The following is a 19,857-nucleotide window of genomic DNA, read 5'->3' as shown; positions in this document are numbered from 1 at the left end:
CATGAAAGAGAACGAAATTGCCGAGATTCTGACATCGACGCGCACGATTGCACTGGTAGGGGCAAGCGATAAACCGGATCGCCCAAGCTACCGGGTGATGAAGTACCTTCTCGATCAGGGCTATCACGTCATCCCTGTGTCGCCGAAAGTGGCCGGTAAAACCTTACTGGGTCAGCAGGGATACGCCACGCTGAACGAGGTACCTGAAAAAGTGGACATGGTGGATGTTTTCCGCAATTCCGAGGCGACGTGGGGAGTGGCACAAGAGGCCATCGCCATCGGCGCGAAAACGCTGTGGATGCAGTTGGGTGTCATTAACGAGCAGGCGGCGGTGCTGGCGCGAGAAGCCGGTCTGACGGTGGTAATGGACCGATGTCCGGCGATTGAGATTCCCCGTCTGGGGCTGGCGAAGTCATAAAAAAAGCCCGTTTATCGGGCTTTTTTTACACGCTTAGTTCCGCAGGCGCGGGGCCTGTAACTGTTTGCGGATAGTCTGAGCAAGTTCATCCATCGTGGGTTGCTCTGGATGCTCATCCTGCAGTTCGCTACTCAGCTGCGCTTCAGCAAGGTAGGTGTGAACGGGTTGTCCATCATCCCCCTCCATCACCACATGATACCAGGGCGCGGCGCGAAGCTCTGCGTTAACCGCCAGCTCATCCGCTGACGGTTCATCAAGGGAATACTCCGGGTCGATATCCACGACCACACCCAAATACCCTAGCAAAGTGTGGCGGACCTGCTGGCCGATACCGAATTTGCTGGCAATCATAGTCACCTCCCGGGAAACACTACTTACACGTTATGTGCGGGCAATATTTCTCTTTTCAAGTTACATGACGCGACAGGCAAACCCTTTCAGATACAGCCCTTCCGGGTAGGTAGCGATCACCGGGTGATCGGCTGCCTGACGGAACTGTTCTATAAATTGTACATCACGACCAGCATCTATTGCGGCATCAGCGATGATTTTCTGAAATAAATCTGTGGTCATCAGGCCGGAGCAGGAGAAGGTGAGAAGCACTCCACCCGGGTTCAGCAGCTGGATGGCCAGCATGTTGATATCCTTATAGCCGCGGCAGGCACCCATCAGCTGACTTTTGTTCTCCACAAACTTCGGTGGATCCATCACGATGACGTCGAATTTCTCGCCCTGATCGCGATACTTACGCAGCAGCTTGAAGACGTCATCGCGAACAAACTCGGCTTTGCTCAGATCCAGCTTGTTCAGCTCGACGTTTTGTTTCGCCACGTCCAGCGCTTCCTGAGAGGTATCAACGCTGACAACCTGGGCACAGCCGCCCATCAGCGCCGAGACGGCGAAACCGCCGGTATAGGAGAAGCAGTTCAGCACGCGTTTGTCGGCAACATACTGGCGAGTGGCCAGGCGGCTGTCACGCTGGTCCAGGTAGTAACCCGTTTTATGGCCGCCCTGGATATCCACCAGCAGCTTCATACCGTGCTCTTCGATTGGCAACAGGGCAGGCGGCAGTTCACCGGTGACCGGACCTTGCGTCAGCTCCATGCCCTCTTTTTTGCGCACTGCCACATCGCTGCGGTCATAAATGGCGCATTCCGGGAAAACCGATTGCAACGCGCTGATCAGCGCGGCACGTTGATATTCAGCCCCTGCGCTTAACAGTTGCAGTACCAGGAAGTTACCGAAGCGGTCGATAGTCACGCCAGGCAGACCATCGGACTCACCGGCAATCACACGGTAGCTGTCCAGACCGTCACGCTTTGCCAGCCACTCACGCCACTGCTGCGCCTGCTGTAAACGACGAACGAAGAAATCAATATCGATCGTTTCATCTTTATCAAAGGTCCAGACGCGAGCGCGGATTTGGGACGCTGGCGAATATGCGCCTCGCGCTAACCATTTCCCCTGATGGTCAACGATATCGATGGTCTCTCCGAGGCTGGCTTTGCCTTCCATACGGGCTACTGCACCGGAAAAGACCCAGGGATGGCGGCGCAATAATGACTTCTCGCGCCCTTTGGCTAACACTAAACGTACACTCATAATTTGCTATTCTGTCGATTCCAGGGAAATGGCGCGTAGAGTAGCACATTCAGCAAGTCGCAATCATCTGCGGATGCCTTTGAGCGTTTCGGCACAAAATCAAATCGCTTAGGCACAGTACTGCGCTGCAGTGGGCTTTACAGTAGGGTTTCCGGTATAGCAAAGGGAAACACAAATGAAAAAGCGCCGTGCGATAGCAGTAACCACCCTGGCGGTGGTCAGTTTTCATGTTTTAGCGGCATCGTCTTTCACCATCAGCAGTCAGGATCTGGCCAGTGAACGGCCGTTGTCGCAACAGCAGGTGTTTGATGGGTTTGGGTGTCACGGTGGGAATCACTCTCCACAACTGGCGTGGAAAAATCCGCCTGTCGGGACGAAAAGTTTCGCAGTCACGGTATTTGACCCTGATGCCCCTACCGGAAGTGGATGGTGGCACTGGACGGTGGTCAATATTCCCCTCCAGACGCTGACGCTTCCCGCCGATGCCGGAAACCCGAAGGGTGAGACATTACCGGCCGGGGTTGTGCAGGGGCGTAATGATTTCGGTTATTCTGGTTTCGGCGGCGCATGTCCGCCCAAAGGGGATAAGCCGCACCGTTATCAGTTTACCGTCTGGGCGCTGGATGTGGATAAATTGCCTGTCGACAGGAATGCCAGCGGCGCGCTGGTGGGTTTTATGCTTAACAGTCACGTCCTGGCGAAGGCCAGCTTAACCGTTACCTACAGCAGATAAGGATGGCATGGTGCAGGGAGTCCAGTTTCAACATAAACATTTGACGGCTGGTGAAGTGAGTGCCAGTAAAATGCATCACCTGCACCAGGTTAAACTCTTTCTCCCTGCCATTTGCCATATCACTCACGGCAGTAAAGTGATTGTTCAGGACGATAACCGCCTGGTGGCGACGAAAGCGTCGCTGATCATTATTCCCGCCAATACGCCGCTGGAGATCATAAATCAACCCGCGAATGGTCTCTTTCGCTCTGACTTATTGATGTTGTCACCGGAGCTTCTGGCGGAGTTTAAAACGCATTACCTGAAATCCTGGCCGCGCACAGAATTGCATTCCCTCTGTGCTCCCCTGAGTGAGGGGCTGGCATTTATGTGGAGTAACCTGCTGCATGCCGTGCGTCAGGATTTACCAGAGGCGTTACAAAAGCATCAGGCTTTCGGCCTTTTGCTGGCATTGCTACATGACGGCGTCGCAGGGCCGTTGCTTATAGAGCGTAATAGCCACCTGTCCGAGCAGGTGCGGCAGTTCATCATGCTGTCGCCCGCCAGGGCCTGGACTGCACAGGACGTTGCCAGCCGCCTGGCATTGAGCGTGCCGACGCTACGCAGACGGTTACGCGAAGAGTCGCAGAGTTTTCGCCAGATTGTTGAGGAGGTGAGGATGGCCGTTGCGCTGTCACACTTACAGTCAACCCGGTTACCTATTGGTGAAATCGCATTACAATGTGGTTATCTTTCCAGCTCTCGTTTTACTGCCCGTTTCCGGCAACATTATGGCTGTTTGCCGAAAACGCTACGTTAAGGAGTAGAAAAATGTCAAAAATCTGCACAATTGCCTGGGTACACGGCATGGTTCAGGGTGTCGGATTCCGTTACAGCACGCAGCGCGAAGCTATGCAGCTGGGGCTCACGGGATACGCGCGAAACAGGGATGATGGCAGCGTTGAGGTCGTTGCCTGTGGTGATGCGGAGCAGGTTGAAAAGCTGGTTGCATGGCTGAAAGCAGGTGGGCCGCGCAGCGCGCGGGTTGATAAGGTTTTAACCGAACCCCATCAACCCGGCCGGGAATACGTTAACTTCGGTATTCGCTACTAAATGCATTTCACCGGTTTTGGCAGGCCGGCGATTTTGGTGGCCTGTTTTGCCGGGCCTTTCGGGAACAGGCGATACAGGTAACGGCTGTTGCCTTTCTCTTCACCGAATTTATTGGCCATCGCCTTGACCAGCATGCGGATCGCCGGGGAGGTGTTGAATTCGAGATAGAATTCGCGCACAAAACGCACCACTTCCCAGTGTTCCGGGGAGAGGGCGATACCTTCGTTTTCGGCGATTTTTTCCGCCAGCGGCTCGCTCCACTGGCTGCTCTCTTTCAGATAACCGTCGTTATCAGTTTCAATCTCTTTACCTTCAAAACTCAACATAGTCATTCACGCGTCAGTCAAAAACCGCAGCAGTGTACCAAAAAACAAAGCCCCGCATAAGCGGGGCTCTGGTTCACAGCATTGTTGATTAATCGCGGCTGGCGAAGCCCAGGATGCTCAACAGGCTGACAAAGATGTTGTACAGCGATACATACAGGCTCACGGTGGCGCGGATGTAGTTCGTCTCACCGCCGTGAATGATGTTGCTGGTTTCATACAGGATTGCGCCAGAAGAAATCAGAATAAACACGGCGCTGATCGCCAGGTGCAGGGCAGGCAGCTGCAGGAAGATGTTTGCCACCATACCTACCAGCACCACCACGATACCTGCCATCAGCATACCGCCGAGGAAGGACATATCCTTACGGGTGGTCAGCACGTAGGCCGAACAGCAGAAGAACACCAGCGCGGTACCGCCCAGCGCCATGCCAATCACGTCGCCCATACCGGCGGACAGATAGGCGTTAAGGATGGGCCCCAGGATATAGCCCAGGAAACCCGTAAAGGCGAACGCGGACAGAATACCCACCGGTTTATCAGCAGTTTTGTAGGTCAGGAACATCAGACCATACATCCCCACCAGCGTCAGGATCAGACCCGGTGACGGCAGCATCAGCACGGTGCTGGCCGTTGCGGTCATCGCCGAGAATGCCAGCGTCAGGCTGAGCATGAAATAGGTATTGCGCAGCACCTTGTGGGTACTGAGTAGCGATGTGCGGTCGCGTGAAGAAGTAATTATACGATCCATGAGTCACTCTCTTATGACAGATGTAATTAGCGGAAAGAATAGGAAACGGCGCGCCAGTCTCAAAGTGGTTTTACCCATCTTTACTCAGGACGTTAGCGTTACTGATGGTTGTTTATTCTTCAGAAAACCTTTTCAGCAGAATGAACAACGGTTTGCTTCATTTATTCAGATCAAGCTCTTATAGGTTACTGAAAAATATTGCGTTATTACACGTTGAGCGCTAAGTGTTATTTCCGGATCGTCAAAAAACAGACAATAAGGCGAAGGAAATGAAACCACAAGCACGCACGCGCTTTACACTCTCTTTGTTAACGGCAGGGATCCTGTGCGCCAGCACGGCGACCTGGGCGGCTAACGTGCCAGCAGGAACACAGCTGGCCGATAAACAGGAACTGGTCAGAAACAACGGTAATGAACCGGCCTCACTCGACCCGCATAAAGTCGAAAGCGATGTCGAATTCAATATTATCAGCGATATCTTCGAAGGGCTGGTTAGCGTTTCTCCAACTGGTGAAATACAGCCACGGCTGGCAGAAAAATGGGAGAACAAAGACAACACCGTCTGGACTTTTCATCTGCGTCCAGGCATCACATGGAGTGACGGCACCGCGATTACCGCGCAGGATGTGGTCTGGAGCTGGCAACGTCTGACAGACCCCAAAACCGCCTCGCCGTATGCCAGCTATCCGGGCAACATGCATATTGTTAACGCCGCTGATATCGCTCAGGGGAAAAAAGCACCGGATACGCTGGGTGTAAAAGCCATTAACGATACCACGCTTGAGGTCACGCTGACTCAACCTAACGCCGCATTCCTTGCCATGCTGGCCCACCCGTCGCTGGTGCCGGTGGATAAGGTGCTCATTGGTCGGTTTGGTGATAAGTGGACCAAACCGGAGCATATCGTCACCAGCGGAGCGTATAAACTGTCGCAGTGGGTGGTTAACGAGCGCATCGTGGCGGAGCGTAACGCGCGCTACTGGGATAACGCACATACCGTTATCAATAAGGTGACCTATCTGCCGATCACCTCCGAGGCCTCGGATGTAAACCGTTTTAAAGCAGGTGAAATCGATATTGTTTATACGGTGCCGATCAACCAGTTTGCCCAGCTCAAGAAAACCCTGGGTAGCCAGCTGGATGTCTCCCCGCAGCTTGCCACTTATTACTATGAATTCAACACCACCCGGCCGCCATTCAACGACGCGCGTGTACGTAAGGCGCTGAACATGGCGCTGGATAAAGAGATCATTGCCGGGAAGGTCTTAGGGCAGGGGCAGCGTCCGGCGTGGCTTATCAGCCAGCCAGATATTGGCGGTGTGACGCTCCAGAACCCGGACTATGCCAGCTGGCCGATGGATAAACGTATCGAAGAAGCGAAAAAGCTGCTGGCCGAAGCCGGCTTTAACGCCAGCCATCCGCTGCGTTTTAACCTGCTCTATAACACCTCTGAATCGCACCAGCGCATCGCGATTGCCGCCAGTTCGATGTGGAAGAAAAACCTTGGGGTGGAGGCGAAGCTGCAAAATCAGGAGTGGAAAACGATGCTCGATACGATGCATACCCACGACTTCGACGCAGTGCGCTACGCCTGGATTGCCGATTACGACGATGCTGCCACTTTCCTGAACAACTTCCGTACCGGTGACAGCGAAAACACCAGCCAGTACAGCAATCCGGAGTATGACCAGGCGCTGGTGAACGCCGCGAAAGCCAAAACACCGGCAGAGCGCGGTAAGTTCTATCAGCAGGCGGAAGATTTGCTGGCGCGCGATGTTCCTGCCATTCCGGTTTATCACTATGTCCGCACGCACCTGGTCAAACCGTGGGTGGGAGGATTCACGCCGGACAAGCTGGGGTACTATTTCACCAGGGACATGTATATCAAAAAACACTGAGCATGAACGCTGAATTTTGTGCTGATAAAATGGCCGATACGTTGTCTATTCAACCGATTAAACGCGTTTTGGCTATTTTTAAAGCGAACGAATGCAGTCACTCTTTACAGTATGCGGAGAGGTGTTTATAGTTCGCCTCACTTAGGAAGTGTGGCCGAGCGGTTGAAGGCACCGGTCTTGAAAACCGGCGACCCGAAAGGGTTCCAGAGTTCGAATCTCTGCGCTTCCGCCAGACATAAAAGCCCTGCGATAGTCATATCGCGGGGCTTTTTGCTTTTAAGGGGCATGGATAGCACCCGCAGAAAAAAATAGAAAAATTCCTGCTTTACAAGGCGCTAATAGATGTTTATAGTGCGCCTCACTTTGGAAGCGTGGCCGAGCGGTTGAAGGCACCGGTCTTGAAAACCGGCGACCCGAAAGGGTTCTAGAGTTCGAATCTCTACGCTTCCGCCAAATTTGAAACCCAGGTCGTTATGCGACCTGGGTTTTTTGTTTTTGTCGGTTTTCAGTATGCCATTGTCGTCTGGCTTGTATCGGTGGGGCTAAGAATTCATCGGACGGATTAGTAACCGGCATCTGTTACATCTTGCTCCTGGTGTTCCAGGATAATGCCAGCGATGATGTCATTGGGGTTATCCACCGGTTCTGGTCGTTTAATGACGTGAGTCGTTCCCTTCTCAAAATAGTTAATAGCAAACATCTCATCTTCATCACGATTGCAGTGCCTGTTTTCATCAATGAGAGCATTCAGTCGTCTGGTTACATTTTCATGGTTATCGGATGTAGCCACACGATCTAAGGGAATCAGCTTCACAGGTACGCCCTTATGCATATAACTTACGGAATGATGGACACCCTTCCGAATTTTTTCAAACTACACAGAACAGGTTGTTGTTCAAGGTCGTACCCAGACCTCGAACGATACCTGAGATGTACATATCACGAGTACTGGGGCGAGGCATGCAAAAATCCCCTGTGATATTTGTTTTTCTGATGAAAATAATAAGACCCATTTAAATAAATAATAAAAATGGTGAAGGCCAGTAAATGTCGCCAATTTTTCATACAGGCAGGCACGTTCTGCCTTTCATTTTTTGATAAAAGTACAAAATCAGATATTTCATGTTATTGATGAGATTTTATACAAAGTTGTCCCTAAATTAAATTGATCACTTACTGTACACCCTTATTTCATAAGGGTTAAAGGGGTATGCAAGAAAATTCTTATAAATCAGAAAGATGATCTTTGGCTGTCAGGATTTCTATTGGAAGCATTTTGTTACATTTTTTGATTTCCGATCGGGTGGGGAACGTTCCTACACTCCGGCCATTGGGTCTTATCCGAAATTTTTTCATTTCAGACAAATACTCAAAAACACAATGTCGATATGCTGGTGAATGGAATGTGCCCGCTTTTAATTCCGGGGTTTTGATTTTCGTCCGATGACGTGAACCTGGAAGTTGTTCTGGCTGGGTTTGCCTTTCTTATTAATTTCTCACTGGCATTGACCGTTTTTATAACTCCATAAAACAGGGATAGCCATGTCTAACTCTTCTTTTCAGTCCGAAATACCCAAGGCACGTATTAATTTAAAGCTTGATTTGCATACGGGCGGAGCGAGCAAGAAAACTGAGCTCCCCCTGAAATTACTGGTGGCGGGAGACTTCAGTAATGGTCAAGAGACTGCACCACTATCGGAGCGCAAAAAAGTTAATCTGAATAAAAACAACTTTGACTCTGTACTTTCCGAATATTCCCCAATCGTAAATATTACCGTTAAAAACACGCTTGCTGGTGATGGCAGTGAAGACAACATCAATCTGACATTCCAGAGTATTAATGATTTCTCTCCGGAGCAGGTTTCGCGGCAAATACCTCAGCTGAAGGCCATGCTCTCCATGCGCAATTTGCTTCGCGATTTAAAAGCAAACCTGCTTGATAACCAGGCTTTCCGAAAAGAGCTGGAAAAAATTCTTCTCGACCCTGCATTAAGTGCAGAACTCAGAGCCGAACTCTCAGCCCTGGCTCCGAAACAGCCATAACGGCCATATGCTTTTAACGGATTAATAAGGAATATGTTGATGTCTGTAAAAAATGAGAATGCCGCGGGTAACGAGAGTGTAGTGCTTGAACGTCCTGCAGCAGGTGGGGTATATGCGTCCCTGTTTGAAAAAATCAATCTTAACCCTGTCTCTGAGCTAAGTGCGCTTGATATCTGGCAGGATGCACAGGCGATGTCGGATGCAACAGCAGACGAACGTTTAACTGCCGGCATGAAGGTGTTCCTGGAATGTCTGACAAAAGCGGGCTCAAAAGTTGAGAAACTCGATAAAAACCTGATTGACCACCATATCGCGGAACTGGATTACCAGATCAGCCGTCAGCTTGATGCTGTTATGCATCATGAAGACTTTCAGGCGGTAGAAAGTCTGTGGCGCGGTGTGAAATCTCTTGTCGACAAAATCGATTTTCGCCAGAACGTGAAAGTTGAACTCCTGGATATGTCTAAAGAAGATTTGCGTCAGGACTTTGAAGACTGCCCGGAAATCGTCCAGAGTGGGCTGTATAAACATACATATATTGATGAGTATGATACCCCGGGTGGCGAGCCGATTGCTGCGCTGATTTCCGCTTATGAATTTGATGCGTCTGCGCAGGATGTAGCCCTGCTGCGCAACATCTCTAAAGTGTCTGCTGCTGCACATATGCCGTTTATCGGTTCTGCCGGCCCGAAATTCTTCCTGAAAGACAACATGGAGGATGTGGCGGCCATTAAAGATATCGGTAATTACTTTGACCGCGCTGAGTACATCAAGTGGAAATCCTTCCGCGAGACGGATGATTCCCGCTATATCGGTCTGGTCATGCCGCGTGTACTGGGGCGCCTGCCTTATGGTCCGGATACCGTACCTGTGCGTAGCTTCAACTACGTCGAAGAAGTAAAAGGTCCGGATCATGACAAATACCTGTGGACCAACGCCTCGTTTGCCTTTGCATCCAACATGGTACGCAGCTTCATTAACAACGGCTGGTGTGTACAAATTCGTGGCCCACAAGCTGGTGGTGCCGTTCAGGACCTGCCTATCCATCTGTATGACCTCGGTACCGGCAATCAGGTAAAAATCCCGTCTGAAGTGATGATCCCGGAAACCCGCGAATTTGAGTTCGCGAATCTGGGCTTCATTCCACTTTCCTACTACAAGAATCGCGATTACAGCTGTTTCTTCTCGGCGAACTCCACGCAGAAGCCGGCCACGTATGACACCGCTGATGCTACTGCCAACAGCCGCATCAACGCCCGTCTGCCTTACATCTTCCTGCTGTCGCGTATCGCGCACTACCTGAAGCTCATTCAGCGCGAAAACATCGGCACCACTAAGGATCGTCGTCTTCTTGAGCTGGAGCTGAACACCTGGGTTCGCGGTCTGGTGACGGAAATGACCGATCCCGGCGATGAGCTGCAGGCGTCCCACCCCCTGCGTGATGCGAAAGTGGTGGTGGAAGATATCGAAGATAACCCGGGCTTCTTCCGCGTGAAGCTGTACGCCGTGCCGCACTTCCAGGTAGAAGGGATGGACGTCAATCTGTCACTGGTATCCCAGATGCCGAAAGCCAAAGCATAGGGCAGGAGCAGGGATGAAAATATATCGTCCACTGTGGAACGAGGGGGCTTTACTGTCCCCTCAACAGTTCCAGCAGCAGGCTGAATGGGAGTCTTTTCGCGGTGCCGGTGCATCTGCGCTAGCATCCCCATTCCCCTGGGGGGTAGAAAAGATTGAGTTTAATGACAGCCTTCTTCCGTCTGGTCTGATCCAGATTACGCAGCTACGCCTCTGGCTGGACGATGGATCGCTGATTGATGCTCAAAGGAGCGATCTGCCTCCACGTCCACGGGAGTTAGATGCCAGCCAGCTGGCAGGTCTCGATTCCGTAACCGTTGTCATCGCACTGCCTCACATGCAGCCGGGTATTGCCAACGTAGAACAGGAAGGTGTTACCGCAGACCGCCCGCTCCGCTATCGCGAGGAATGGGTGACGTTGCAGGATGCCTTCGGGTCCGAAGAAGAATCCATAGCCGTTGCCCGGTATAATTTCACCATCCGGTTTGCCCATGAAAGCAATGATTCCTGGAAAGTGTGCCCGGTGGCCAGACTGATCCGTGATGGACAAAATGCATGGCGACTGGATCCGTCCTTTATTCCGCCCGTTGCGTCTTTTGCGGCAAGCCCTGTCCTTCGCGAACGTCTGGTGCTACTCAATCGTCAGTTACGCTCCCGGCGCCAGCGTCTGATGACGATGCGTCGTGAAAGCAACGAAAGGCTCGCCGATTTTGCCGTCGCCGATGTTTCCCTTTTCTGGTTGCTGAATGCACTGAATTCTCACGCCAGAGTGCTGACAGAATACGAACGTTTTCCTTCCCGGCCACCTGAACAGGTGTGGGCGGAGCTTGCACGTCTGGCAGGCAGTATGCTGACCTTTTCCCTGAATCATGATCTTGACGCCATTCCGGGTTATGACCACGAGGAACCGGCCAATGCGTTTCCTCCGCTGTTTGACCTGATCACGGGTTTGCTGGAGGCCAGTCTGCCATCCCGGGTCATTGCCCTGGAAATGTCCCGCCCGGACGGACAGACATGGAAAGCCAACCTCCACGATATCCGCCTGCGTGAAGAGGCCGACCTCTGGCTCTCTGTGCGCTCCGATATCCCGGCCTGGCAGGTCGCCGAGAAATTCCCTGCACTCTGTCAGGCAGGTTCACCTGATGATGTTAGCGAGATCTATGGTGCGGCACTTAAGGGTATCCCGTTGATCCCGGTGAGCAGGGTCCCGGCAGCGTTGCCTGTACGCATGGAAAACCAGTACTTCGCACTCGATATGGAAAGCCCCGCTGCGCATGAAATGCAGGAGCAGGGCGTATGCATGTTCTATGTGCCTGAGTTGCTTGGTGCTCTTGAACTTGAACTGTTCGCGGTATTGCGCTCATGAGACAGGATATCGACATCGACCAACTGATGGCGGAGACCTGGCTTACCGTCACTATGCTTAAAAAAGGTGCCGTTACGCTTAATGGCACTGCGCTTTACAACAAATGCGTTAAACAGGTTGAAAGTGTGCGAGAAGCGCTGGAGCGTGCCGGGTATGACGACGCCAGTGTGGAGCATATTTCCTACGCACAATGTGCCTTGCTGGACGAAACGGTGATGAGCCGTAAGTCTGAAAAAGGCGAGGAAGGAGAGGAGCCGAAAGTTGATGAAGGCCAGGTGGCCTGGCGTAAAGCGCCGCTTCAGGCCCGTTTTTTTGGCTCATTCCGGGCAGGCGAAGCGTTGTGGGATCGGATTGCAGAGGTTCTGCGTCAGCCCTCACCTAACCCGGCCGTTTTAACCTGCTATCACCGGGTGATAGCGCTGGGTTTTCAGGGGTTATACAGCCTGAAAACGGTCAGCCAGTCGGAGCGTGATGAGGTAGTGAAAGCCCTTTCTGAACGGGTTTCTCCGCCTGATGCAGACCTGTCTCTGGTTGTTAACCGGATGGGGAAACATCGCTGGAGTCTGATGCGCTCAGTCTGGTTCTGGATAGCGCTCGCCGTCATTCTTACCGGCGTTATCTGGTGGGGTGGTCACCTCTGGCTCCAGTCACTGTTGTCGGCACAAATACCGGAGCTGCATGGCTAATGCGTAGAACAGTCATCATTCCGGTCGTCCTCCACGCCCTGGTAGCCGTTGCCACGTTGCTGTGGTTGCTGTGGTATTTCATCCCGACAGGCAACGTTTTTAAAGGCCTGGCCACTCTGCTGATCCTCTTTCTGGCAGGCTGGACTGTTTTTAAAAACTGTCGGAGTGAAGAGCACACATCCGACGTTACCCTCCCGGCTGCTGAACTGCCATTACTCGACACCCAGGGCCCCGTTGTACTGGTGTGTGGTGACATGCTGGAAGCGTTGTTTCAGGGAGGCCCTCTGCGTAAAACAGCCCAGGGATGGTGGCTTCGGGCCGGTGACGTCAGCCGGTTAACTGACGTTGTCCGCAGCATACAGAAACAATTCCCTCGACAGGTTGGTCAGCTTTCGGTGATGTATCGCTGCCTGCCAGATGAACATCAGGATGAAGCGGTACTGCGCTCCACACTGAAAACGCTCCGCCAGCAGTGTAAACAAATTAAATCCCTGACGGGTTTCACACTGCCGGTTGTGGTGAATGCCGAATTTTCCGGGCCCGAAACGCCGTGGATCATCGTTCGCGGTGACAAGCCGATAGTCTGTCCGGTTAATGATTCGCCTCAGGCGTTTATTGACTGGCAGCAGGCGGAAGACAATATCCTGCTACTGCCAACTGTCAGCCAGGCATTTTCCTTTATCCGTAATACGCTGACTGATGAGCTGGAGAAACCGGACCGGCTAACGCCGCCTGTACGTGTTTTTTCCGTGGCCATGCGCCTCGGCGTGGTCAATCCTGAGGCTCAGTCAGTCTGGTCCACCTGGCTTTGTGCCCGGACCTGCTTGCAGTTTTCCCGCCAGCCCGGTCAGTCAGTTCTGGCAACCCTTTTCCCGGATGCCGTTCTGCCACTTCTGGCACCTTTTGCATCAACCGTTCAGGGGGGGCAGCGTACCCGCCGCCTGGTGCTGCTGATGTGGCTGTGCGCGCTGACCGCATTGGGTATTTCCGCGCTCAATAATCGTGACCTCATCCGTCAGGTGAGTGCCGATTTACAGCGCTGGAACGCGATCCCGATGAATCACTACCGTCCTAAAGCAGACTCGCTGGCTGCTCTGAAACAGGATGCACTCCTGCTTGAACGCTGGCAACGGCAGGGAGAGCCTTTACGTTACAGCCTGGGCTATTACCCGGGACAACGCCTGTGGCTGGCCTTGCAGCAGGCCATTGATACCTGGACACCTCCACCTGCCCCTGAACCAAAACCGGTCCCGAAAATAGTTCGTCTCGATAGCATGTCGCTTTTCGATTCCGGCAAATCAGCGCTCAAAGAGGGGTCAACCAAAATACTCGTCAACGCGCTGGTGGGGATCAAAGCCAAACCGGGCTGGCTAATCGTGGTCAGCGGCCACACAGACAATACCGGTAGCATACAGCTCAATCAGACCTTGTCTTTACAACGCGCTGAAGCCGTCCGTAACTGGATGCGTGATACCGGGGACGTCCCGGAGAGTTGCTTTGCCGTTCAGGGCTACGGCAACAGCCGACCGATTGCTTCAAACGATACGCCTGATGGCCGTGCGCATAACCGGCGTGTCGAGATCAGTCTGGTACCGCAGGCTGACGCCTGTCGTCTGCCAGGCTCAAAACATGCGTCACAGGATGTACGTGACGTTTCAACTCAAGAAATGGAGAAGTAAACATGGCAATCCCAGTTTATCTGTGGCTGAAAGACGATGGCGGCGCTGACATTAAGGGCTCTGTAGATGTGAAAGATCGCGAAGGAAGCATCGAAGTTGTTGCTCAGGAACACACACTGTATATCCCGACTGATAACAACACTGGAAAGCTGACCGGAACCCGCATTCACACGCCGTTCCTGTTTACCAAGGAAATCGACTCTTCCAGCCCGTATCTGTACAAAGCCGTGACCACGGGCCAGACCCTGAAGTCTGCTGAGTTCAAGTGGTACAAGATCAACGATGCCGGTCAGGAAGTTGAGTATTTCAACACCAAACTGGAAAACGTCAAGCTGGTGAAAGTTGCACCAAAAATGCACGACATCAAGGATGCTTCCTTCGAGAAGCATAACCACCTTGAGCAGATCGAGCTGCGCTACGAAAAAATCACCTGGACCTACAAAGACGGCAACATCATTCATTCCGATTCCTGGAACGAAAGAACCACCGCGTAAAAACCAGGCGGACAGTTTCCCTCTGTCCGCCTTTTATTTTGTTCCGCACAGCGCCTGCCAGACGGACGCTTTGCAGAGCAGTTTGACCATTTATCGGCATGAACCTTATGGGCATCGGTTGACGGCCAGGGGCGGTAGCGTGCCTGAACACGAGGGAACGACATGGAACATCATTCAGCAGTCCTGTTACGACGACTTAACCCTTACTGCGCCAGAGCGCTGGAAGGTGCAGCCTCTTTATGCCAGACCCGTGCGCATGCAGAAATCACACCTGAGCACTGGTTGTTAAAATTGCTGGAGCAGGGCGAAGGTGATCTGACCGTTCTCGCCCGCCGTTATGAATGGGATATGGATACCGTCTGGCAGTCACTCCTGAGCTGGCTGGATGCACAGCCACGTTCTGTCCGCACCCGACCGGAGCTCTCAGCGTCTCTCCAGACCCTGCTGAAACAGGCCTGGCTTGCCGCCACGCTTGCCGGAGATGAGCAGATCCGCAGCGTACATTTGCTCGCGGCCATGGTTGAGACGTCCGGACTGACACGCTGTGATGGCCTCTGGCCTTTGATGACGCTGACCACCAGCCAGCTGGAAAGGTTACGTCCCTTGCTGGAAGCCCAGTCGGATGAGCGGCATGACGTTGCGCTCAGTGAGAAGCCTGGCAATGTCAGCATTATTGGGCGGGCCGCACCGTTACAGCATGAAGCACAACACCAGGCTGAAGGCGGAAGTGCGCAGCCTGCCGTTTCACAGGAAGAGTCCGTTCTCAATCGCTTTACGGTCGATGTAACCGCCCGTGCCCGGGAAGGAAAGATTGACCCGGTCTTTGGACGCGATAACGAAATCCGTCAGATGGTGGACATTCTCTCCAGACGCCGTAAGAACAACCCGATCCTGGTCGGTGAACCCGGCGTGGGTAAAACGGCCCTGGTTGAAGGACTGGCGCTGCGTATCGCTGAAGGTAATGTGCCCGAAAGTCTTAAGCCTGTCATCGTCAGGACCCTGGATCTGGGCTTGCTTCAGGCGGGAGCAGGTGTAAAGGGTGAATTTGAGCAGCGACTGAAGAATATCATCGACGCCGTCCAGCACTCCCCGGTGCCGGTGCTGCTCTTTATCGATGAAGCACACACCATCATTGGTGCCGGTAATCAGGCGGGCGGGGCAGATGCAGCCAACCTGCTGAAACCGGCACTGGCTCGCGGTGAACTGCGAACCATTGCGGCCACAACCTGGAGTGAATACAAGCAGTACTTCGAACGTGACGCAGCCCTGGAGCGCCGGTTCCAGATGGTCAAGGTTGATGAGCCCGATGATGACACCGCCTGCCTGATGCTGCGTGGCCTGAAATCACGCTATGCCGAACACCACGGTGTACATATTACCGGCGATGCCGTCCGCGCAGCGGTGACGTTGTCCCGTCGTTATCTGACCGGACGCCAGTTGCCAGATAAAGCAGTGGACCTGCTGGATACCGCAGCGGCCCGGGTGCGGATGAGCCTGGACACGCTGCCGGAACAGCTTACCCGGTTGCAGGCTGAACTGACTGCGCTTGGCATGGAGCAGCAGGAGTTACTGGAAGATATTTCGCTGGGTAACAGTGTTGATGCCAGTCGTCTACCGCAGATTGAACAACGGACCCAGGCGCTCAGTCAGCAAAAAATGGCCCTTCAGTCACAGTATGAGACCGAGAAGCAGCTCACCGACTCGCTGAAAGCCTGCCGTGAAGACATTAGCCGCCAGGAGGAACTCTCCGCCCTTCAGCACGAGCTTTCTCAGATTCAGAATAACAGTCCACTGCTGGGTCTGGATGTTGATGTCCGCACCGTCGCGACCGTGATCGCCGACTGGACAGGGGTTCCTCTCTCGTCGCTGATGAAGGACGAGCAAACCGAATTACTGACGCTTGAAGAACAGCTGGCAACCCGTGTAGTTGGCCAGAGTCCTGCACTGAATGCCATTGCCCAGCGCCTGAGAGCGTCAAAAACCGGACTGACGCCGGAAAACGGTCCGCAGGGTGTGTTTTTACTGGTGGGTCCAAGCGGAGTGGGTAAAACAGAAACCGCACTGGCGCTGGCTGACGTTATGTATGGCGGTGAAAAATCGCTCATTACTATCAACCTGTCGGAATACCAGGAGTCGCACACCGTTTCGCAACTGAAAGGCTCTCCACCGGGGTATGTAGGATACGGCCAGGGCGGCATTCTCACCGAGGCTGTGCGTAAGCGGCCCTACAGCGTGGTGCTGCTGGATGAAGTGGAGAAAGCACACCGGGATGTGATGAACCTGTTCTATCAGGTGTTTGACCGGGGCTTTATGCGCGACGGGGAAGGGCGTGAAATTGATTTCCGCAATACCGTGATCCTGATGACGTCCAACCTGGGCAGTGACCCGCTGATGCAGTTGCTGGAAGAACAACCAGAAGCCACTGAGAGCGATCTGCACGAGTTGTTACGTCCGATCCTGCGCGATCACTTCCAGCCAGCGCTGCTGGCTCGCTTCCAGACGGTGATATACCGCCCGCTGGCAACGGATGCCATGCGTACCATCGTCGGTATGAAGCTGGCACAGGTGAGCACACGCCTGCAACGCCACTACGGTATTTCCACTCACATTGATGAAAGCCTCATCGACACGCTGACAACCGCCTGTCTGCTACCGGATACCGGGGCCCGCAACGTGGACAGCCTGCTTAATCAGCAGATTCTGCCGGTTCTGAGCCAGCAGTTACTAAGCCATATGGCAGCAAAACAAAAGCCTTCCTCGCTACAGCTGACCTGGGATGATGAAGAGGGCATTGTGCTGGCCTTCGATGAAAATACAGAAGTGGTGGCGTCATGACCGATTCTTTAATAAGCAAGGCAAACAGCCAGATACAACAACTGCTGGGCCAGTCACGCTACCGCGTAGACGTGCATGGCTGCACTGAGTTTCTGGATGTGCTGTGCTTCAGTGCGGTGGAGTCACTCAGCCAGCCCTGGCGGTATGACGTGGCGGTGACCTGCACCTCTGCGGATATCGCCTGCGACACGTTACTGCTGAAACCGGCGTCATTTACTTTCCAGACACCCGTGTTTGACGGGACACCAGCGCTGCCGGTCCGGGCGATATTCGGCGTGGTTAAGTCATTTCGGCGCGTGTCCACCTCAAGTGATGAGACCCGTTACGCACTGACGATCGTTCCCCGTATCGCCCTTCTGGACTATACGAAAGGGAGCGAAATCTACCTCAATCAGTCAGTTACAGAAGTGGTTGAACGGGTATTGCGTAAGCACGGACTTGAAGGTCCTGATTTTGAGTTCCATCTGTCCCGTGACTATCCGGCCCGCGAACTCATTACCCAGTGGCGGGAAACCGATCTGGCATTTATCCAGCGCCTGCTGGCGGAGGTGGGCATTTACTGGCGTTATGAAATGGACAGCCGTCTTGAGCAGGATGTGGTGATTTTTCAGGACAGCCAGCAGCAGTATGAATTTGGTGTCACGCTGCCATTACGCAACCAGGCCGGGATGAGTGACAGCGGGCAGGAGAGCATCTGGGATATTCAGACTGCATATAACGTGGTAAGCGGAAGTGTGGCCACCCGTGACTACAACTACCGTGATGCACTGACGCCTCAGGACAGCACCGAAAGTATTTTCAGCAAAGAGGGGATCACCACCGGGGAAACATACCATTATGCGGAGCCTTTCCTGACAGCAGGTGACGCTGAAAGTACAGAGACCGGGGCATACTTCGCCCGTCTGCGTCACGAACGCATTCTGAACGCGCAGTATCACGTCAAAGGTCATTCCTCCAGCCCTCATCTGGCACCGGGTCAGGTACTGGAAACGGACGGCTCATTACCCGATGCCGTAAAAGGCGGTATCGTCATCACCACGGTACGCACCAGCGGTTCACGCAAAAGTAGCTTTACGCTGACGTTTGAGGGCATCCCCTACAGCGAAACCGTCTGCTGGCGTCCGGCATTACTTAATCGCCCGGTCATATCCGGCTCGCTTCCGGCCCGGGTGGAAAGCACTCAGAAAGGCGATACCTACTCCTGGCTCGACCCGGAAGGGCGCTACCGGGTGAAACTGGACTTCGACCGCAACAGTCCGGAACAGGGCTATGCCTATTTGTGGCTTCGGCTGGCCAAACCCTATGCCGGTGATACCTACGGTTTCCACTCCCCGCTTATTGACGGAACTGAAGTGGCCGTAGTGTTTGACAGTGGGGATCCGGATCGACCTTACATCGCCTATGCCCTGCATGACTCAGAACATCCGGACCACGTCACCAGTGACAATAATACGCGGAACGTCTGGCGCACTCCGGCGAACAATAAGCTGCGGATGGAGGATAAGCGCCAGGAAGAGCATATCAAGCTCGCGACGGAATACGGCAAAACGCAGCTGAACATGGGGCATCTTGTTAATGGTCAGCGTGAAAAACGCGGGGCCGGTTTTGAACTGCGAACGGATGAACATGGCGCAGTACGTGCGGCAAAAGGGCTGTTCCTGACGGCGGATGCCCAGGCCAAAGCCCAGGGACCGGTTCTGGAAATGGCGCCTGCGATTAACCAGATTAACCAGGCCAACAGCCAGATGCAGGCCCTGAACAGCGCCGCTGAAGCAGCCGGTGCCCTGGTATCCGACATCAGCACCCAGATTAGCCTCGTAACCGACAAAATCAAAGACCTCCAGTCTGCGGTCCTGCTGGGGAGTGCTCCACAGGGCGTGGCATTTACCTCAGGTGAACACCTTCAGCTCAGCAGTACCCGCAATACCATGATCAATGCAGGGCAGCATCTTGATGTCGGTGCGATGAAAAATTTGTCCGTGAGCGTTGAAAAAGCGCTTGGTCTGTTTGTGCATAAAGACGGGGCGAAGCTGGTTGCCAACCAGGGTGACATCGAGATTCAGGCTCAGCACAACACGATGGCCCTGTTTTCTGAAAAGCAGCTGACGGTGACCAGTAGTGAAGACGAAATTATTATCAGCACGCCTGAAACACTGACGCTTAACGGTGGTGGTTCTTATCTGCGCCTGAATAAGAACGGTATTGAGCATGGCTCTGAAGGGATGATGATAATGAAAGTGGCTAGTTACCTGGTGCCGGGGACCGGTGCCAGCCAGCAGATGGATACACCGGACTTTAAAGTGACGAACGTCACGGTCACAACTAAAAACTCCGCCAAATGGACGAGTGAATAACAAGG

Annotated in this window: 18 protein-coding genes and 2 tRNA genes; 15 read left to right on the top strand and 5 right to left on the bottom strand. The window is 53.4% G+C overall.

The window, feature by feature from the left end; translation table 11 throughout:
- The first annotated feature begins 1 nt into the window (after position 1).
- The gene (locus tag AM410_RS22670; protein ID WP_073395865.1) at positions 2-418 is read left to right on the top strand and encodes a CoA-binding protein; all 417 of its coding nucleotides are present in this window, start codon (positions 2-4) and stop codon (positions 416-418) included.
- 33 nt (positions 419-451) lie between these two features.
- On the opposite strand, the gene hspQ is transcribed toward AM410_RS22670, so the two are convergent.
- The gene (gene hspQ / locus AM410_RS22665) at positions 452-769 is read right to left on the bottom strand and encodes a heat shock protein HspQ (protein WP_013097248.1); all 318 of its coding nucleotides are present in this window, start codon (positions 767-769) and stop codon (positions 452-454) included.
- A gap of 60 nt (positions 770-829) precedes the next feature.
- The gene (gene rlmI / locus AM410_RS22660; protein ID WP_032677819.1) at positions 830-2,020 is read right to left on the bottom strand and encodes a 23S rRNA (cytosine(1962)-C(5))-methyltransferase RlmI; all 1,191 of its coding nucleotides are present in this window, start codon (positions 2,018-2,020) and stop codon (positions 830-832) included.
- 175 nt (positions 2,021-2,195) lie between these two features.
- On the opposite strand from rlmI, the gene AM410_RS22655 reads away from it, so the two are divergent.
- Genes AM410_RS22655 through yccX form a run of 3 tightly spaced genes read left to right on the top strand, consistent with a single transcriptional unit; the run spans position 2,196 to position 3,845 of the window.
- Positions 2,196-2,753, top strand: a complete 558-nt coding sequence (locus AM410_RS22655; RefSeq protein ID WP_025204530.1) for a kinase inhibitor — start codon at positions 2,196-2,198, stop codon at positions 2,751-2,753.
- Positions 2,754-2,760: 7 nt separating this feature from the next.
- On the top strand, positions 2,761-3,552 hold the full coding sequence (locus AM410_RS22650) for a helix-turn-helix transcriptional regulator (RefSeq protein ID WP_042866505.1): 792 nt from the start codon (positions 2,761-2,763) through the stop codon (positions 3,550-3,552).
- A gap of 11 nt (positions 3,553-3,563) precedes the next feature.
- Positions 3,564-3,845: an acylphosphatase gene (yccX, locus tag AM410_RS22645; RefSeq protein WP_020884783.1), complete on the top strand. Its 282-nt coding sequence runs from the start codon at positions 3,564-3,566 to the stop codon at positions 3,843-3,845.
- Here the strand turns inward: yccX and tusE are convergent.
- Positions 3,842-4,171, bottom strand: coding sequence for a sulfurtransferase TusE (gene tusE / locus AM410_RS22640; protein ID WP_020884782.1), 330 nt, complete (start codon positions 4,169-4,171; stop codon positions 3,842-3,844). The two genes, yccX and tusE, sit on opposite strands and share 4 nt — an antisense overlap.
- A gap of 88 nt (positions 4,172-4,259) precedes the next feature.
- Entirely contained in the window at positions 4,260-4,919 is a 660-nt protein-coding gene (gene yccA / locus AM410_RS22635) for an FtsH protease modulator YccA (protein WP_014169445.1), read from the bottom strand.
- Positions 4,920-5,188: 269 nt separating this feature from the next.
- On the opposite strand from yccA, the gene AM410_RS22625 reads away from it, so the two are divergent.
- From AM410_RS22625 to AM410_RS22615, 3 genes are all read left to right on the top strand, one after another.
- On the top strand, positions 5,189-6,817 hold the full coding sequence (locus tag AM410_RS22625; protein WP_020884781.1) for an ABC transporter substrate-binding protein: 1,629 nt from the start codon (positions 5,189-5,191) through the stop codon (positions 6,815-6,817).
- Between the two features lie 144 nt (positions 6,818-6,961).
- Positions 6,962-7,049, top strand: a tRNA-Ser gene (locus AM410_RS22620).
- Between the two features lie 133 nt (positions 7,050-7,182).
- Positions 7,183-7,270: transfer RNA gene (locus AM410_RS22615), tRNA-Ser, on the top strand.
- 109 nt (positions 7,271-7,379) lie between these two features.
- Here the strand turns inward: AM410_RS22615 and AM410_RS22610 are convergent.
- Positions 7,380-7,631 carry a DUF4942 domain-containing protein gene (locus AM410_RS22610; protein WP_333051776.1) on the bottom strand — a complete coding sequence of 84 codons (252 nt, stop codon included), beginning with the start codon at positions 7,629-7,631 and terminating at the stop codon, positions 7,380-7,382.
- Between the two features lie 728 nt (positions 7,632-8,359).
- On the opposite strand from AM410_RS22610, the gene tssB reads away from it, so the two are divergent.
- The 8 genes from tssB to AM410_RS22570 all read left to right on the top strand — a co-directional run bounded on the left by tssB (position 8,360) and on the right by AM410_RS22570 (position 19,852).
- Positions 8,360-8,860, top strand: a complete 501-nt coding sequence (tssB, locus tag AM410_RS22605; RefSeq protein ID WP_025204527.1) for a type VI secretion system contractile sheath small subunit — start codon at positions 8,360-8,362, stop codon at positions 8,858-8,860.
- Positions 8,861-8,893: 33 nt separating this feature from the next.
- Entirely contained in the window at positions 8,894-10,441 is a 1,548-nt protein-coding gene (gene tssC / locus AM410_RS22600) for a type VI secretion system contractile sheath large subunit (RefSeq protein ID WP_108648508.1), read from the top strand.
- Positions 10,442-10,454: 13 nt separating this feature from the next.
- Entirely contained in the window at positions 10,455-11,804 is a 1,350-nt protein-coding gene (gene tssK / locus AM410_RS22595; RefSeq protein WP_025204525.1) for a type VI secretion system baseplate subunit TssK, read from the top strand.
- Positions 11,801-12,490, top strand: a complete 690-nt coding sequence (tssL, locus tag AM410_RS22590; RefSeq protein ID WP_108648506.1) for a type VI secretion system protein TssL, short form — start codon at positions 11,801-11,803, stop codon at positions 12,488-12,490. Before tssK ends, tssL begins: the two co-directional genes overlap by 4 nt.
- A complete protein-coding gene (locus AM410_RS22585; RefSeq protein ID WP_108648504.1) occupies positions 12,490-14,169 on the top strand; it encodes an OmpA family protein in 1,680 nt (559 codons plus the stop codon). The genes tssL and AM410_RS22585 overlap by 1 nt, the downstream gene beginning before the upstream one ends.
- A gap of 2 nt (positions 14,170-14,171) precedes the next feature.
- The gene (locus tag AM410_RS22580; protein ID WP_001007312.1) at positions 14,172-14,663 is read left to right on the top strand and encodes an Hcp family type VI secretion system effector; all 492 of its coding nucleotides are present in this window, start codon (positions 14,172-14,174) and stop codon (positions 14,661-14,663) included.
- A gap of 162 nt (positions 14,664-14,825) precedes the next feature.
- Positions 14,826-17,498, top strand: coding sequence for a type VI secretion system ATPase TssH (tssH, locus tag AM410_RS22575; RefSeq protein ID WP_108648503.1), 2,673 nt, complete (start codon positions 14,826-14,828; stop codon positions 17,496-17,498).
- Positions 17,495-19,852, top strand: coding sequence for a type VI secretion system Vgr family protein (locus AM410_RS22570; protein ID WP_108648501.1), 2,358 nt, complete (start codon positions 17,495-17,497; stop codon positions 19,850-19,852). The genes tssH and AM410_RS22570 overlap by 4 nt, the downstream gene beginning before the upstream one ends.
- Positions 19,853-19,857 lie beyond the last annotated feature (5 nt).

This window comes from Enterobacter cloacae complex sp. FDA-CDC-AR_0164 (assembly GCF_003071645.1).
In the GTDB taxonomy this organism is placed as follows: Bacteria; Pseudomonadota; Gammaproteobacteria; order Enterobacterales; family Enterobacteriaceae; genus Enterobacter; species Enterobacter ludwigii.
This window is presented reverse-complemented; position numbering and strand designations above follow the sequence as displayed.

What these genes read in the sequence shown, in the direction of transcription:
- AM410_RS22570 (WP_108648501.1), top strand. Translation starts at nt 17,495, where the DNA reads ATGACCGATTCTTTAATAAGCAAGGCAAACAGCCAGATACAACAACTG.
- AM410_RS22655 (WP_025204530.1), top strand. Translation starts at nt 2,196, where the DNA reads ATGAAAAAGCGCCGTGCGATAGCAGTAACCACCCTGGCGGTGGTCAGT.
- hspQ (WP_013097248.1), bottom strand. Translation starts at nt 769, where the DNA reads ATGATTGCCAGCAAATTCGGTATCGGCCAGCAGGTCCGCCACACTTTG.
- AM410_RS22670 (WP_073395865.1), top strand. Translation starts at nt 2, where the DNA reads ATGAAAGAGAACGAAATTGCCGAGATTCTGACATCGACGCGCACGATT.
- tssL (WP_108648506.1), top strand. Translation starts at nt 11,801, where the DNA reads ATGAGACAGGATATCGACATCGACCAACTGATGGCGGAGACCTGGCTT.
- AM410_RS22585 (WP_108648504.1), top strand. Translation starts at nt 12,490, where the DNA reads ATGCGTAGAACAGTCATCATTCCGGTCGTCCTCCACGCCCTGGTAGCC.
- tssC (WP_108648508.1), top strand. Translation starts at nt 8,894, where the DNA reads ATGTTGATGTCTGTAAAAAATGAGAATGCCGCGGGTAACGAGAGTGTA.
- tssH (WP_108648503.1), top strand. Translation starts at nt 14,826, where the DNA reads ATGGAACATCATTCAGCAGTCCTGTTACGACGACTTAACCCTTACTGC.
- AM410_RS22580 (WP_001007312.1), top strand. Translation starts at nt 14,172, where the DNA reads ATGGCAATCCCAGTTTATCTGTGGCTGAAAGACGATGGCGGCGCTGAC.
- tssK (WP_025204525.1), top strand. Translation starts at nt 10,455, where the DNA reads ATGAAAATATATCGTCCACTGTGGAACGAGGGGGCTTTACTGTCCCCT.
- AM410_RS22625 (WP_020884781.1), top strand. Translation starts at nt 5,189, where the DNA reads ATGAAACCACAAGCACGCACGCGCTTTACACTCTCTTTGTTAACGGCA.
- tssB (WP_025204527.1), top strand. Translation starts at nt 8,360, where the DNA reads ATGTCTAACTCTTCTTTTCAGTCCGAAATACCCAAGGCACGTATTAAT.
- tusE (WP_020884782.1), bottom strand. Translation starts at nt 4,171, where the DNA reads ATGTTGAGTTTTGAAGGTAAAGAGATTGAAACTGATAACGACGGTTAT.
- yccA (WP_014169445.1), bottom strand. Translation starts at nt 4,919, where the DNA reads ATGGATCGTATAATTACTTCTTCACGCGACCGCACATCGCTACTCAGT.
- AM410_RS22650 (WP_042866505.1), top strand. Translation starts at nt 2,761, where the DNA reads ATGGTGCAGGGAGTCCAGTTTCAACATAAACATTTGACGGCTGGTGAA.
- rlmI (WP_032677819.1), bottom strand. Translation starts at nt 2,020, where the DNA reads ATGAGTGTACGTTTAGTGTTAGCCAAAGGGCGCGAGAAGTCATTATTG.
- yccX (WP_020884783.1), top strand. Translation starts at nt 3,564, where the DNA reads ATGTCAAAAATCTGCACAATTGCCTGGGTACACGGCATGGTTCAGGGT.